This is a genomic window from Shewanella sp. WE21 (assembly GCF_002966515.1).
GTDB lineage: Bacteria > Pseudomonadota > Gammaproteobacteria > Enterobacterales > Shewanellaceae > Shewanella > Shewanella oncorhynchi.
This window is the reverse complement of the sequence record NZ_CP023019.1, coordinates 2336013-2350489: the sequence shown is the minus strand read 5'-3', so window position 1 is coordinate 2350489 and position 14477 is coordinate 2336013. Positions and strand designations below refer to the sequence as shown.

The 14477-nt window shown below is 47.6% G+C and carries 12 protein-coding genes and 1 pseudogene; 10 read left to right on the top strand and 3 right to left on the bottom strand.

Annotated elements, in window-relative coordinates:
* Nucleotides 1-200: 200 nt before the first annotated feature.
* Nucleotides 201-1034 carry a sulfotransferase gene (locus tag CKQ84_RS10195; protein ID WP_105251164.1) on the top strand — a complete coding sequence of 278 codons (834 nt, stop codon included), beginning with the start codon at nt 201-203 and terminating at the stop codon, nt 1032-1034.
* Nucleotides 1035-1087: 53 nt separating this feature from the next.
* Here the strand turns inward: CKQ84_RS10195 and CKQ84_RS10190 are convergent, their stop codons facing one another.
* The 3 genes and pseudogenes from CKQ84_RS10190 to CKQ84_RS10180 all read right to left on the bottom strand — a co-directional run bounded on the left by CKQ84_RS10190 (nt 1088) and on the right by CKQ84_RS10180 (nt 4895).
* On the bottom strand, nt 1088-2152 hold the full coding sequence (locus CKQ84_RS10190; protein ID WP_173913172.1) for a phosphotransferase enzyme family protein: 1065 nt from the start codon (nt 2150-2152) through the stop codon (nt 1088-1090).
* Nucleotides 2145-3016: pseudogene (locus CKQ84_RS10185) on the bottom strand (NTP transferase domain-containing protein). Before CKQ84_RS10185 ends, CKQ84_RS10190 begins: the two are co-directional and overlap by 8 nt.
* A 166-nt stretch (nt 3017-3182) precedes the next feature.
* Nucleotides 3183-4895: a hypothetical protein gene (locus CKQ84_RS10180; protein ID WP_105251163.1), complete on the bottom strand. Its 1713-nt coding sequence runs from the start codon at nt 4893-4895 to the stop codon at nt 3183-3185.
* Nucleotides 4896-5147: 252 nt separating this feature from the next.
* Here CKQ84_RS10180 and gmk point away from each other — a divergent pair, with 252 nt between their 5' ends.
* From gmk to CKQ84_RS10135, 9 genes are all read left to right on the top strand, one after another.
* Entirely contained in the window at nt 5148-5771 is a 624-nt protein-coding gene (gmk, locus tag CKQ84_RS10175) for a guanylate kinase (protein WP_105251162.1), read from the top strand.
* A 58-nt stretch (nt 5772-5829) separates the two neighbouring features.
* Nucleotides 5830-6108 (top strand): DNA-directed RNA polymerase subunit omega, encoded by a 279-nt coding sequence (gene rpoZ, locus CKQ84_RS10170; RefSeq protein ID WP_007651394.1) that lies wholly within the window; start codon nt 5830-5832, stop codon nt 6106-6108.
* Between the two features lie 42 nt (nt 6109-6150).
* The gene (gene spoT, locus CKQ84_RS10165) at nt 6151-8256 is read left to right on the top strand and encodes a bifunctional GTP diphosphokinase/guanosine-3',5'-bis pyrophosphate 3'-pyrophosphohydrolase (protein WP_105251161.1); all 2106 of its coding nucleotides are present in this window, start codon (nt 6151-6153) and stop codon (nt 8254-8256) included.
* Between the two features lie 25 nt (nt 8257-8281).
* Entirely contained in the window at nt 8282-8665 is a 384-nt protein-coding gene (locus tag CKQ84_RS10160) for a RidA family protein (protein ID WP_105251160.1), read from the top strand.
* Between the two features lie 228 nt (nt 8666-8893).
* The gene (locus CKQ84_RS10155) at nt 8894-10558 is read left to right on the top strand and encodes an AMP-binding protein (RefSeq protein ID WP_105251159.1); all 1665 of its coding nucleotides are present in this window, start codon (nt 8894-8896) and stop codon (nt 10556-10558) included.
* A 181-nt stretch (nt 10559-10739) separates the two neighbouring features.
* On the top strand, nt 10740-11684 hold the full coding sequence (locus tag CKQ84_RS10150) for a calcium/sodium antiporter (RefSeq protein WP_105251158.1): 945 nt from the start codon (nt 10740-10742) through the stop codon (nt 11682-11684).
* A 247-nt stretch (nt 11685-11931) separates the two neighbouring features.
* Nucleotides 11932-12636: a tetratricopeptide repeat protein gene (locus CKQ84_RS10145; protein WP_105251157.1), complete on the top strand. Its 705-nt coding sequence runs from the start codon at nt 11932-11934 to the stop codon at nt 12634-12636.
* A 118-nt stretch (nt 12637-12754) separates the two neighbouring features.
* Nucleotides 12755-13834 (top strand): sensor histidine kinase, encoded by a 1080-nt coding sequence (locus CKQ84_RS10140; RefSeq protein WP_105251156.1) that lies wholly within the window; start codon nt 12755-12757, stop codon nt 13832-13834.
* Entirely contained in the window at nt 13834-14430 is a 597-nt protein-coding gene (locus CKQ84_RS10135) for a DNA-binding response regulator (RefSeq protein ID WP_105251155.1), read from the top strand. The genes CKQ84_RS10140 and CKQ84_RS10135 overlap by 1 nt, the downstream gene beginning before the upstream one ends.
* The last annotated feature ends 47 nt before the right edge of the window (nt 14431-14477 follow it).

The following is a 14477-nucleotide window of genomic DNA, read 5'->3' as shown; positions in this document are numbered from 1 at the left end:
GTGCAGCTATCATACAACTTAGTGGTGCATTGGCGTTGCGCGTGACTTTTATGTATAGCCACCGACAAATATGTATAGTCACCGACAAAGCCTTCGCGCTGAGATATACTGCCGCCGCTGATTTGACACGCCAATGTGAAACGCCGAAGTGAAAACTTACGGCTTTACCGCACCGCTGACACACATTCTGAGCCTAACCTATGCCTGATAACGCCAACAATTCACCAACCTCTACTCACGTACAATCTACTGCTAATGCACAGCGTATCGGCAATGTTCAACCTACTGGTAATTCACAGATTGCTACGCCAGATACAATGCATCCAGCCCAGTCGAATGCGCTCAGTGACGAACAGATAAAGGTGAAAAAGCAGAAGGTCTTTATCATAGGTTTGCCACGCACAGGCACCACGAGTGTGAGTGTGGCGCTGTTGGAGCAAGGGCTAAAAGTGGCACACATGGCCTTTACTAAACAGGCATTTATGCTGGCCGACGCCGTGTCTGACACGCCTTGTTTCAGCGATTATCAGCAGTTGGATTTATTATTTCCCGAGGCTGTGTTTGTCTATCTCGACCGCGATATCAATACTTGGTTGCCGTCAATGCAGATGTTACTTGGTAAAATGGCGCCCCATTTGGATGAAAAAACGGGCCGCTTCCATCCAATATTAAAGCGCAGTTTTAGGCATACTTTCGCCATAGATAAAGTGGCGGAACCTGCCAGCAGTGAGCACTTAATTACTTGTTATCAAAAGCATCAGCAAGAAGTGTTCGCTTACTTTAATGGGCGGGAAGACTTTATTTCAATCGATGTGAGCCATGCAGGAAGCTTAAGTCAGTTACTGCAATTTTTGGGAATGGAAGCAAACGCGGAGAATAGCGATGTCGCATTAGGTTTAAGCGAGCCACTGAGTTTCCCTAAACTTAACGTGGGCCGCAACGTGGCAAGTTGGGGCGAATATAAACACCCCAACAAGGTCAACACCAATAGCGCAGGCCCACAAAGTCGTAAGTTTTTCGACTACACGCTTTAATAATGCATTGGATCAGTACACAAATACCAATGCGCAGATATCCAAGCGCTGAATTAGAAATTAGCTTTAAGCGCAGCCTCTTGGTCGAGCAAGCTTTGGTACAAGGTAAACTGGTTGGCCGCGCGGTCTAAATTATGGCCTTCGCGGTGGATGTGGAAATACACATCACCGTTAAGATAATCCGTTAAAAAACGCACACCTATCATCAAACAAATCACCCGAGCACCGAGCCACAGACTGCGCTTTTCGTCTTCCGTTAAGACGTCACCCAACTCGCTCAAGTAGCCACGGCAAATCGCGGCGAAGATGTCTTGACGCACTTGGACTTTATCCAAGGCCGTAGAGTCTTCCTCCTCTGGCGAGCAGAAAGTGCGTACCATGTCGCCGAAGTCATACATAAGATGACCTTTCATGCAGGTATCTAAATCGATAATCGCCATGCTGGACATGTCACGTTTATCAAAAAGCATGTTATTGATTTTAGTGTCGTTATGACAAATTCGTAGCGGCAGCTTTGGCGATATTTCTGCAAGTTCATCCAGCAAAGCCTGCTGAGATAACGCGTAATCGACCCAATGACGGCAGAGCGCTAAGCGATGTTGACTATCGAGTTCAGCGGCCTGCTTTAGTAAGGCCATGCGTCCCGGTAAATGGTGAAATTGAGGGATCACATCTTCAAGCTCTGTCGCATCAAAATCACTCAAGGCAGAGGCAAAATGCCCAAAGGCCTTGGCCGCCATTTCCGCTTCTTGTTCCGACTTAACCACTTCAATGCTAAGACTATGGGGCAAGTAACTGATAGCACGCCAAAATCCTTGCTCGCCTAAATCGATAGCCAGCTTACCCTCTTGGGTTAAACATGGGCTAACGACTTTAAGGCCGTATTGTTGCTGCAACGACTTAGCGCATAAATGATGGCTAATTTTATCGGCATTGCTAACCAAAGCGTTGGGCGTTTTAAATACCTCAGTATTAATTCGCTGCAATACTAATTCGCCCGCAGGCCAGCGCACCAAAAGGGTGTCATTGATGTGGCCATTACCGAGGGCAGAAATTTTTGCCTCGGCAGATTCAATACCAAAATGAGGCAACACTGACTGCCTGATGAGTTTAATCACTCAATAACTCCGTTAATTTTTGTTTTACCCAGACAGTGTCCTGCGGATAAGTCACGCCAAGCCATGGCTCACAGGCAACATCGACATACACAGGCAAACCTTGCTCAATTCCCGCTTGTACTATGGCGGGTAAATAGCATTCAGACTTAGGTTGTTGCCCCTGTTGCCCGATAAATTCGGTTAATTCACGTTTAATAACATCAAATATGTTTGGGGAGAAGCCCCAGCATGTCATAGAGACCAAGGACTGCGCCGGCAAATTAGCATGACCCTGCGGGCCATCACCCATTAAGTGGCCTGCTTGCTCGGCGATATTAAGCCATTCGGCGACCGATTTAAGCTGACCATTTTCAACCTGACACAGACCACGGTTAACACCACCGTGTTCCGACAACGTGAGTTCTATGGGATAGGCCACCATCATCCACTCAGTTGGCCTAGTGCTTAAGCCTTTGGCTAAGGAAGCAAAAGCGCTATCACCATAAAAATCATCGGCATTGATAACGGCCATTGGCCCTTTAACGAGATGGCGCGCACTCCACAGTGAATGGGCCGTCCCCAAGGTTTAAGCCTGTGGCTAAGATCCGCCAACTGCGCCGCTTCGGGTAAATCCGTTAAGACTTGATAGCAAAAATGATATTCAAAATCAGCTGGCAAAAATCGTGTCAGGATCTCAGTTAATTCACTTTCTAATTCTGGGCGGATCACCAGCACAGCACGCTGAAAACCACTGCGAATGGCCGACATGATTGATAGCACCAACATGGGTTCACCCGCGGGGCCGAGTGCCGCCAATTGCTTATCGCCGCCGAAACGACTACCTAGCCCCGCAGCCATAATGACTAAGGTCAATTCTGTATTCATGCTGGATTGATATATTCAGTTCAAATTTAAAGGTGTTTCCCCAAACCGCAGCGACCTAAACAACCTAAAGTACGGTTTGAGAAAAAGAGGAGCAAAAGTGTAATCTACCCCTCTAATTGTGACTAGCATTTAAGCAGAATTTTTATCGACTTAGCTGCAGACTTTTTTAACGAGCAATATAACCGCCAAAGGTGCGATTTTGTTCCAATATCGCTTGGCTGCCCTTAAGACTGAACTTATAACCACACAGGCTAATATTACCTCGACGGGCGAGGTCAATAATGATGGCCTGAGTATCGAGTGGTGAGAATCGCGCCTCTGAAGCGGAATCCGCTTTCAGATCCACAGTCACAGGGCGATAGTCAGTGCCATTGTTAAAGGATAAGACGCTGCAAGTTTTATCTCCCTTTGCCGTCGCTAAGGACCACAGATTTTGTGCTTTACCTTTCTCACCTAGCCAACGCATGATCAAGATGTCATCCTCCAGCGCCACAGAAAAACCGTCCGGTAACGCGAGCGTCACCCGCTCACCCGCATAGGGCGCAATCGCGTTAACCGTGACAACTTCTGCACCATCACCCGTCTCAGCGTCACCATTTGGCCAAAGGCCCCACACCAAGGCAATCAAGAGCACCACACCACAGCCAATTCCTGCTGGGCGCCAATAACGGCGTTCCACTTTCGGCAGTTTAATCTTAGGCAACACCAAGAAACGCTTTAGTGGCGCCAAAAACTCAAATAAACCGCGAAATAGCTCGGTCATCGAACCAGAATCTTTTGCTTCGGCGCGGCGCTGACGCACTTCTTCGGCATGATCTCTATCGTTAAAGCTGTCAGACTCGTCATCTTCTTCGGCGGTAAAACGCCAACCGGGTTCAGCACTACGCTCGGCAGGATCTAATTGCGCCGCAGTAAAGTCGACATGTTTCAAATCAACATTGTCCACATCGACATCGACCAACTCAATGTGGGTCTGTTCAACGCGGCTAGTATTAGCAGGACGGAAATCCGCATGGCTGTCTGGTATCACAAAATCGGCAGGATTCTGCGTCATTCGAGTTAACGCATCAAAGCGCAGCTCATCTTGACGCAACGCCTCTCGCTCAGCCTCCGCCGCGCTAACACTCGGCTCAATCCTCGGCGATGTTAAAACAGATTCAACATGGGTCGATAAATCGACCTCTGGCTCAGACACAGTCTCAGCACTAATGGTTTGGGCATGAAGCTGCTCAACATGCGGCTCATGCCTTTCAGCTTGAGGTTGTGCTTGAATATGAGAGGTAGATTTTGCCGATTGTCTTACGGCAACGTCTTGAGCAACAATAGGTTTAGGGTCAATGATGTTAGGATCTATGGCAGTTTTAGATGCCATAGCTTTAGGGTCTATAGTGTTAGGATCTACGATTTTAGGATCTATGGTTTTAGGTGCGATGGTTTTAGGAACGATAGTCGGTTCCACACGGCGCCTAGGCATTGCCTGTGATGTTGGTGCATCCAGCTCAGGACCGAAATAACCGTAGCGATAATCCACTATCGTTGGTGCAGGAAAGCGCCAGCCCCAAAATGTCAGTCCCGCGGCTAACACTAAACTCAATCCAATTAAGGCAATATGCACACCGGCCGCTAACAGGCCGATGAAAATTATTAACGGCAATAGAAATACGCCAATCAAGCCTTTTGACTTATCGGCATCGGCCAAACGACGCAAACTGGTGAGCCCTAATAAAGGTAGACCCAACAATGCCAGCAAATACATCAGAAAATTAGCCCCAAAAGCAGCGGCGGCAAATGCAATACAGACGTAAACGCCAACACTGATTGCGACAAAACGGGGACGAGAATCACGCCCGTGAAGGCAGAAAAGAGATTTTAACAGCACGACCCTTCCTTTATTGTTGTAAAAACGAGATACAAAAAGACACTCATTGCCTTATTCGCACGAGCGTAACCAATTTACCCGCAATTGTCAGTGCCTACGACCCAAGTCGGATAAAAATGCACATAATATCGAAGTAAATCTAAAATAGGCTTAAATTGCCAGCCAACAAGCCCTAGTATTTCTATGGTCAAAATCGGTATAATACTCGGCTTTCTGGGCCCTTCTTGCGTTAACCCATTGGATATTTAGCTCATGACCGCACGCGGAAATTTATTTATTGTGTCGGCGCCAAGTGGCGCAGGTAAATCATCGTTGATTTCAGCCTTGCTTAAAGACAAGCCAGCCGACATGCAGGTTTCGGTATCTCATACCACCCGCGCACCACGCCCAGGTGAAGTTGATGGTCAACACTATCACTTCGTTAATGTTGAGCAATTCAAAGCCTTAATTGCTGAAAATGCCTTTTTTGAATGGGCAGAAGTGTTCGGCAATTACTATGGTACCTCGCGCCATGTGATCGAGCATACGCTCACCCAAGGTATCGATGTTTTCCTCGATATCGACTGGCAAGGTGCCGAACAAGTTAAAGCCGTGATGCCAGAGGCCGTTGGTGTGTTTATTCTACCACCCTCTAAAGCCGAGCTAGAGCGCCGCCTAACAGGTCGCGGACAAGACAGTAGCGATGTTATCGCCAGCCGTATGGCACAAGCCGTATCGGAAATGTCCCACTATAAAGAATATGATTTTATTATCGTCAACGACGATTTTGACACTGCCTTAGCCGATTTGCGTGCCATCATTCGCAGTCAGCGCTTAACAGGTGCTAGTCAGATCCACGCGCAAAATGATATGCTTCACGATCTGTTGGCAGGATAGCTGTCATAGTGTACAATTTTGCGTCATTTTTTCCCTAGATAAACTGGAGTTTCAACACATGGCTCGCGTAACTGTAGAAGACGCCGTAGAACAAATCGGCAACCGTTTTGATATGATCTTGGTTGCGGCGCGTCGTGCTCGCCAAATCGCCGTGCAGGGTAAAGACCCTATGGTTGAAGAGATGAACGACAAACCCACGGTTATCGCCCTGCGTGAAATCGAACTAGGTTTAGTTAATGCTCACACCTTAGATGCCGATGAGCGTCAAACGGTGCGTGAACGTGAAGCCGCTGAAATTGCAGCGGTTGCAGCCATTGCTGAAGGTCGTTCATTATAGTTTTTGAGTAAAAACCTATTTAGGTAAAAGGAGAGCTGCCACTTGTATCTGTTTGAAGGTCTAAAGGAGTCTGCTTCCGGTTACTTAGAACCTGAACAGGTAGAATTGCTCAAGCAGGCGTACCAGATTGCGCGCGATGCCCACGAAGGGCAAATGCGCACGAGTGGCGAACCTTATATTACTCATCCGGTTGCGGTTGCCCGCATCCTTGCTGACATGCGTCTTGATCATGAGACGCTGATGGCAGCACTGCTCCATGACACCATCGAAGATACCCATGTCACCAAAGACGATTTAGCCGAACTATTCGGTGTCGCGGTGGCCGAACTCGTCGAAGGCGTGTCAAAACTCGATAAGCTTAAATTTCGCGACAAGAAAGAAGCTCAGGCTGAAAACTTCCGTAAAATGATGATGGCGATGACGCAGGATATCCGCGTTATCCTCATCAAGCTTGCCGATAGAACCCACAACATGCGTACCTTAGGCGCACTGCGTCCCGACAAACGTCGCCGTATTGCCCGCGAAACCTTAGAAATCTACGCGCCCATCGCTAACCGTCTCGGTATCCATAACATCAAGACAGAGTTAGAAGACTTAGGTTTCCAAGCTTATTATCCAATGCGATATCGGGTGCTTAAAGAAGTCGTTAAAGCCGCCCGTGGCAATCGCAAAGAATTGATCCAAGGCATTGAAGCCGCTGTGTATACGCGCTTAAACGATGCGGGTATTCCGGGAAAAGTCAAAGGTCGCGAGAAAAACCTCTACTCCATCTATAACAAGATGCAGAGTAAAGAGCTGCAATTCCAAGAAGTGATGGATATCTACGCCTTTAGGGTGATAGTCGATTCCATCGACACTTGTTATCGCGTACTCGGCGCCATGCATGGACTGTACAAGCCTCGTCCCGGTCGTTTCAAAGATTATATCGCTATCCCCAAAGCCAACGGTTATCAGTCACTCCATACCTCTTTATTTGGTCCACACGGCGTGCCCGTTGAGATCCAAATTCGTACCGAAGATATGGATCAGATGGCTGACAAAGGGGTCGCTGCACACTGGGCCTACAAAGGCGGTGCACAAACAGGCCAAGGCACGACGACTCAAGTGCGTGCCCGTAAGTGGATGCAAAGCTTGTTGGAGTTACAACAAAGCGCTAGCACCTCATTCGAATTCGTTGAAAACGTGAAGACGGAACTCTTCCCTGAAGAGATTTATGTGTTCACCCCTGAAGGTCGCATTCTGGAATTACCCGTCAATGCCACCGCGGTAGACTTTGCCTACGAAGTGCATACGGATGTAGGTAATACCTGCGTCGGCGCCCGTGTTAACCGCCAAGCGTATCCGCTCAGTCAGCCGTTAATTTCAGGCCAAACCGTTGAAATCATTACCGCTAAAGGCGCCCGTCCTAATGCCGCTTGGCTGAACTTTGTGGTAACCGGTAAAGCTCGCGCTAAAATCCGCCAAGTGCTGAAAAGCCTTAAAGGTGATGATGCGATTGCGCTTGGTCGCCGCCTGCTCAACCATGCGCTAGGCAAAACTAAACTCGATAGCATTGCGCCTGAGCAGATTGAAAAAGTGATCCGCGATACTAAACATACGACGCTCGATTCGCTGCTCGCCGACATCGGCCTTGGCAATGCCATGAGTATTGTTATCGCCCAGCGTTTGATTGGCGATAATCTTGAGAATCAAGAAAGTCGCGACGGCCACATGATGCCAATTCGTGGCGCCGAAGGCATGCTCGTTACCTTCGCTAACTGTTGCCGTCCCATCCCAGGTGATGCTGTGATAGCCCACGTGAGCCAAGGTAAGGGCTTAGTGGTACACATGGAAAACTGTGCCAATATTCGTGGTTATCAAGGCGAGCCAGACAAATATATTCCCGTACAATGGGATAATGTTGAAGGCGTTGATTACCAAGCCAATCTGCGGGTCGAAATCGTTAACCACCAAGGTGCACTGGCGAAGATCACCTCGATCATTGCCGCCGAAGGTTCAAACATTCACAACCTCAGCACTGAAGAACGTGATGGTCGCGTGTATTTGATCAACCTGCGGATTTCGGTGAAAGACAGGATCCATTTAGCCAACGTGATGCGCCGAATTAGGGTACTGCCCGAAGTACTGCGCACGTCCCGTAATCGTTAATTAACTCAACACTAAAGAGAGCGTCATGGCAGAAAAAATCATCATAGCGACCGAAAACGCCCCAGCGGCCATAGGCACTTATTCACAAGCGGTTAAAGTCGGCAGCACAGTGTATTTATCTGGCCAGATCCCGCTCGTGCCAAGCACAATGCAAATTGTCAGCGATGATTTTGAAGCACAAGTCGTGCAAGTATTTGAAAACCTAACGGCGGTTTGTGCTGCTGCGGGTGGTTCAATCAACGATATCGTTAAGCTCAACATCTTCCTGATTGATTTAAGCCACTTCGCTAAAGTGAATGAAATCATGAGCCGTTACTTCAGCCAGCCATATCCAGCCCGTGCTGCTATCGGCGTGAAGCAATTGCCGAAGGATTCTCAAGTTGAAATGGACGGCGTGATGGAGCTGTAAGCGCTAGCATTTCACCTTCTATAAACGAAAAGGCGCTACGGCGCTTTTTTTGTTGCCAACACAATCCAACCCCCTGCTCGCCACTCTCTTCATCTTGCTTTCACACTCAACTTGTAGGCTTTGCGCTCCATTCTCATATTTTACAATCTTGTAAACTATTTGCGCGAGCTCACAAAACTCGCCATACTGGGTACAGCCAAAAGAACAATAAATAACAGGGAATTGCCAATGGATACAGCGATTAAGACGCCAATTGAAATGCTGGCGCACTGGGCTAAGACTCAGGGGGACCAAGTCTATTTACGCCAACCGATCAAGGGTCAATTCCTTGATTTTACTTGGGCTGAAGTTCAAGAAAAAGTTCAACAACTTGCCGGAGCCTTACATCACTTAGGCTTAGAGCGTGGTGATAAAATTGCCGTTCTCTCTAAAAACTGTGCCGAATGGTTTATCACCGACCTCGCGTTGATGCACGGCGGCTATGTCAGCGTACCTATTTACCCTACCGCCAACACAGATACTATTCGCTATGTGCTGCAACACAGTGGCGCAAAAGCCATTTTTCTCGGCAAGCTTGACCATTGGGCTGACCAAGAACCCGGTGTCGGCGGCGAGCTACTACGCCTTGCCATGCCCTATGATACGATGCCAGCACAATATCAATGGGAACAATTACTTAAGCTAGGCTATCCCTTAATTAATGCCCCGCTGCCGACTCCAGATCAAGTGATGACACTCATCTATACCTCTGGCTCGACTGGCCAACCTAAGGGCGCGATTCAAACCTTCGCCAGCTATGGCTGGACTTGCCAAGCAGTAGTCCGTGACCTGCGCACCGATGGCAACGATAGACTTTTATCCTATTTACCCTTAGCCCATATCACAGAGCGCGTTGCGATTGAAGGCTCATCCTTCTACTCAGGTAGTGTGGTGGCTTTCGTTGAAAGTCTCGACTCCTTCGTTGTCGATGTTCAACGAGCAAAACCAACGGTATTCTTCTCGGTACCACGGTTATGGAGCCTGTTTCAGAAAAACATCATCGACAAAATTGGGGTCAGTAAACTTAATCTATTATTGAAAATCCCACTGCTTAGCAGCTTTGTGAAATACAAAATCCATAAGGGTTTAGGCTTGAACCATTGTCGTCTACTCGGCTCTGGCTCGGCGCCTATTCCGCCATCACTGATCCACTGGTATCACAGTATTGGTCTTAATATCTGCGAAGCTTGGGGTATGACAGAAAACTGTGCCTATTCGATCATCAACTATCCTTTTGATGCGCGTAAAATTGGTACTGTTGGCCGCCCAGTTGAGGATTGCCAGATCCGCCAAGGCGAGGATGGTGAGCTACTGCTCAAGAGTCCGGGATTAATGACTGCTTATTATCTGCAGCCTGAAACTACTGCAGCGGCATTCGATGCTGATGGTTTCTTCCACACAGGCGATTTGTGCTCAATTGATGCCGATGGTTGTGTCACTATTACTGGCCGAGTGAAAGACAACTTTAAAACCGCCAAGGGCAAATATGTAGCGCCCGTGCCTATCGAACGTAAACTGGCACAGGATCCCCATGTTGAACTGATCTGCGTGATTGGTTCTGGTCTGCCGCATCCCGTCGCACTAGTGCAGTTATCCGAAGGGGCAAATCTACAAGCCCGCGAAGAAGTCCGCTCCTCACTCAAAGCGACACTTGATAGCGTTAATCCGCACTTAGAGTCACACGAACATGTCGATGCGATTGTCGTGGTCAGTGATCCTTGGACGATTGAGAATGATGCGCTCACGCCTACCCTCAAAATCAAACGCCATGTGCTTGAAAAAGCCTTTAGCGAACGAGTTGACGGCTTTCGTGGCGCCCAAGTCCGCTGGGAAGATGAATTAACTCAAAAATAACTAGGCCAAACAATCAGTTGGCGAGCATGGTCATCAGCTAAAACTAAGCACGCCTAGGGTGTGCTTTTTTATGACATATTCTGTCAAAATCCGATAAAACCACGTATCATGTGCGCCAGTCGGCCAAGGGACAATTCCCTTGTACTTTTCCATTCAATATTAGGTTTAACAGAGTCTAACGATGCTAATTACACTATCGATTATTGGCGGTTTTATTATTTTAACCTTAGGCGCAGAAGCCCTAGTGCGTGGCGCGAGTTCAATCGCTCTACGTTTAGGTATTACGCCACTTATCATAGGCTTAACTATTGTAGCCTTTGGTACTAGCGCACCAGAACTGGCTGTGAGTGTAAAGTCTGCTCTAGCAGGAAACAGCGGTATCGCCTTAGGTAACGTTATTGGCTCTAACATTGCTAACATAGGTTTGATTTTAGCCATCACCGCACTTATCCGCCCTATTCAAGTGCAATCTCAAGTCGTAAAGCGTGATATCCCTTTGATGATATTGGCTTCCATGTTGTTCTGGGCACTCTTGTTAGATGGCGAGCTCAGCCTAATTGACGGTGTGATATTGCTGTCACTACTGTTCGGTTATTTAGCCTTTAGTTACATCAGCTCGAAAAATGGTAATGAAGAGGAAGAGATTGAAGCAGGTCCAAATAATCCGCTACTTTCAGCCCTATTTATCTTAGTCGGTATTGGTATGTTAGTCGGTGGCGGTATTTTGTTTGTCAACGGCGCAGTAGATTTAGCCAAGACCTTCGGTATCAGTGAAGTCATTATCGGCTTAACGATCGTGGCGATTGGTACCAGTATGCCAGAGTTAGTAACTTCTGTTCTAGCGGCACTGAAAGGTCAGAGTGACATAGCCATAGGTAACGTTGTCGGTTCTAACATATTCAATATTTTGGGTATTTTAGGTATTACTGCAATAGTACAGCCGGTATCATCACTTGGCTTCCAACCCTTTGATTTCATAGTGATGTTGGCATTTGCTATCATGATTTTACCTTTCGCTTGGACAGGATTTCGTATTGGCCGCCGCGAAGGTTCAGTATTACTACTGTGCTACTTAGGTTACTTGGGCTACCTAATAAACCAAGCAAGCACTCAAGCTGTGGTATAACACTTAGCTGCTCATTTACGATAAAAAACACCGGAGCCTCTCCGGTGTTTTGCTCTCTAGGTATTGTCCCCTTTATTAATCAAGCACTTTCTTTAAAGCACACCTCATAAAAAATATAAGCACACAACTCAACTGATGACATTTGTCATGCCAAAGCCATGACCTTTGTATCTGCATTTCTTCTATCGAATTTCTGATAATGAGCCCGTACCCAAACATTGGGAAACTCACTCAATAAGGAAATACCATGAAAACATTACTCCTCGCCTCCAGCTTTGTGCTTATCAGTACTCACTCGTTTGCAGCAACGCCATCAAACACTAACATCACCAACGTAGACGCGGCCTCGAATGCGATGAATCTAACGCAATTACAACAACTGAGCGGTAGCACTCAAGATTATGATAAAGCCTATGCGAACTATCGCTTAGCCATCAGTGCCAATGTAATGGGGCAGAAAACACTCGCTAGCAGCGCACTGACTACAGCGCAAATCACATTAGAAGCACTCGAAACCAGCCAAGCGAATGCAGAATCCCTTGCCCTGTTATCGTCGGTTTATGGCATGCAAATCGCCTTAGATAATAGTAAAGGTGCAACGCTCGGCATGAAATCCGCCAAGGCGATTGCCAGTGCCGAACAATTAGAACCACAAAATCCACGGGTCGCATTGGTTAAAGCCATCGCCGCCTATAACACGCCAGCTATGTTTGGCGGCAGCATGCAAAATGCTAAGACCTTAGCCACTACGTCCATAGAAAGATTCGCCCAGCCTTGCGACAACATTTGCTGGGGTGAAGCCGAAGCATACACGTGGCGCGGGCTCGCTAAACAGGAATTAGGCGATAGCCAAGGCGCGATTGAAGATTGGCAACAAGCGATCAAAGTACAAGCAGATTACGGTTGGGCAAAATTTTTGCTTCAACAAAATCAGCAATTAAGTGCAAAATAGACAAAGTTGTTAACGGGGATCTATGGCGCTGACGATAGCGCCAATCCCTAAAAAGAATAAATTAAAACAGATGCCATCGGTGGGCATTCAACAACCAACTCAGTGACACAGAGGCATCATGATAAGCACTCCCCTTCAGCTCGAACGAAAACTTGCTTGGGTGTATTTGATAAACTTAGTGTTTTATCTGATCCCACTTGCCATAAATCCCTATCCAAGCTGGAAAATCGCCCTCAGTTTTGCCGTGTTAATCCCTTTTATTGCCAGTTATTTTTGGACCTATAAGTGCAATAGCCGTAGCGCCTATCTGCCCATTCTCATTATGGTGGCCATAGCAATAGCGATCACACCAATCAACCCAGGCTCTATCTCGCTATTTACCTTTGCCGCTTTCTTCATTGGCTTTTTTTATCCTCTCCGGACCTGTCTGTTGGCTATTACAGCACTCATCGGCCTGTTGTTTGCCCTCAATGAGATTTACCACTTTAACAGTTACTACTTTCCGCTTTACGGCTCGGGATTAGTGCTCGGCGTGGGCATGTTTGGTGTCGCCGAACGCAGACGTTATCGGCATAAATTGAAAGAACAGCAAAGTGCCCAAGAAATTACCACCTTGGCCACTATGCTTGAGCGTGAACGTATCGCGCGGGATCTACACGACATTATGGGGCATAGCCTTTCTTCCATCGCCCTTAAGGCTGAGCTAGCCGAAAAGCTTATCGCAAAACAAGAATATGAACTCGCATCAACCCAATTGACTGAGCTAGGACAAATTGCGAGGGAAAGTTTAAGCCAGATCCGCCACACAGTGTCAGACTACAAACACAAGGGTCTAGAGAGTTGCGTGACGCAGCTTTGTAAATCCTTAAGGGATAAAGGCTTAAGTGTCGAACTCAGTGGTGAGCTACCCAAGCTAGGTGCAAGCACAGAAAGCCAACTGAGTTTGATCCTCACCGAACTCATTAATAATATTCTTCGCCATAGCGGTGCAAGTGAATGCTCTATCCACTTTTCTAAGCAATCAGACCGCCTGCTGCTCGAAGTCAAAGACAATGCCGCGGCCAAACCTTTTATAGAGGGTAATGGCCTCACTGGTATACGCGAGCGTCTCGACAGTTTAGGCGGCAGCTTGAGCTATAATCTCGAACAGGGATATAGATTTACCGTCAGTTTACCTTTGCAGGGAGCAACACATTAATGAAGATTTTATTGGCGGAAGATCAAGCTATGGTGCGAGGAGCACTCGCCGCACTCCTCACGCTTGCAGGGGGTTTTAGTATCACCCAAGCGAGTGACGGCGACGAAGCTCTAAGCTTACTCAAACAGCAAAGCTTTGATCTCTTGCTAACGGATATCGAAATGCCCGGCCGCACAGGCTTAGAGCTGGCCGCATGGTTAAAGGAGCAACATAGCCAAACCAAGATAGTGGTCATTACCACCTTCGGCCGTGCGGGCTATATTAAACGTGCCATCGAAGCGGGTGTGGGCGGCTTTCTGCTTAAAGATGCGCCCTCGGAAACCTTAGTCAACGCGATTCAACAAGTAATGGCGGGAAAACGAGTGATCGATCCTGAACTTGCGATGATGGCGATTGGCGATGTCGACCCACTCAACGACAAAGAACGCCGCGCTCTTCGCCTCGCTAGCGAAGGCAAATCCACCTCCGACATCGCCGAAACACTTTTTATCGCCGAAGGGACTGTTCGCAACTACCTCTCAGAAGCCATAGCCAAACTCAATGCCAGCAATCGAATCGATGCAGCGCGCATCGCCAAACAAAAAGGCTGGTTGTAATAACACTCACAGTTAACCACGCTTTCAGCCTAACGATATCTTATCAA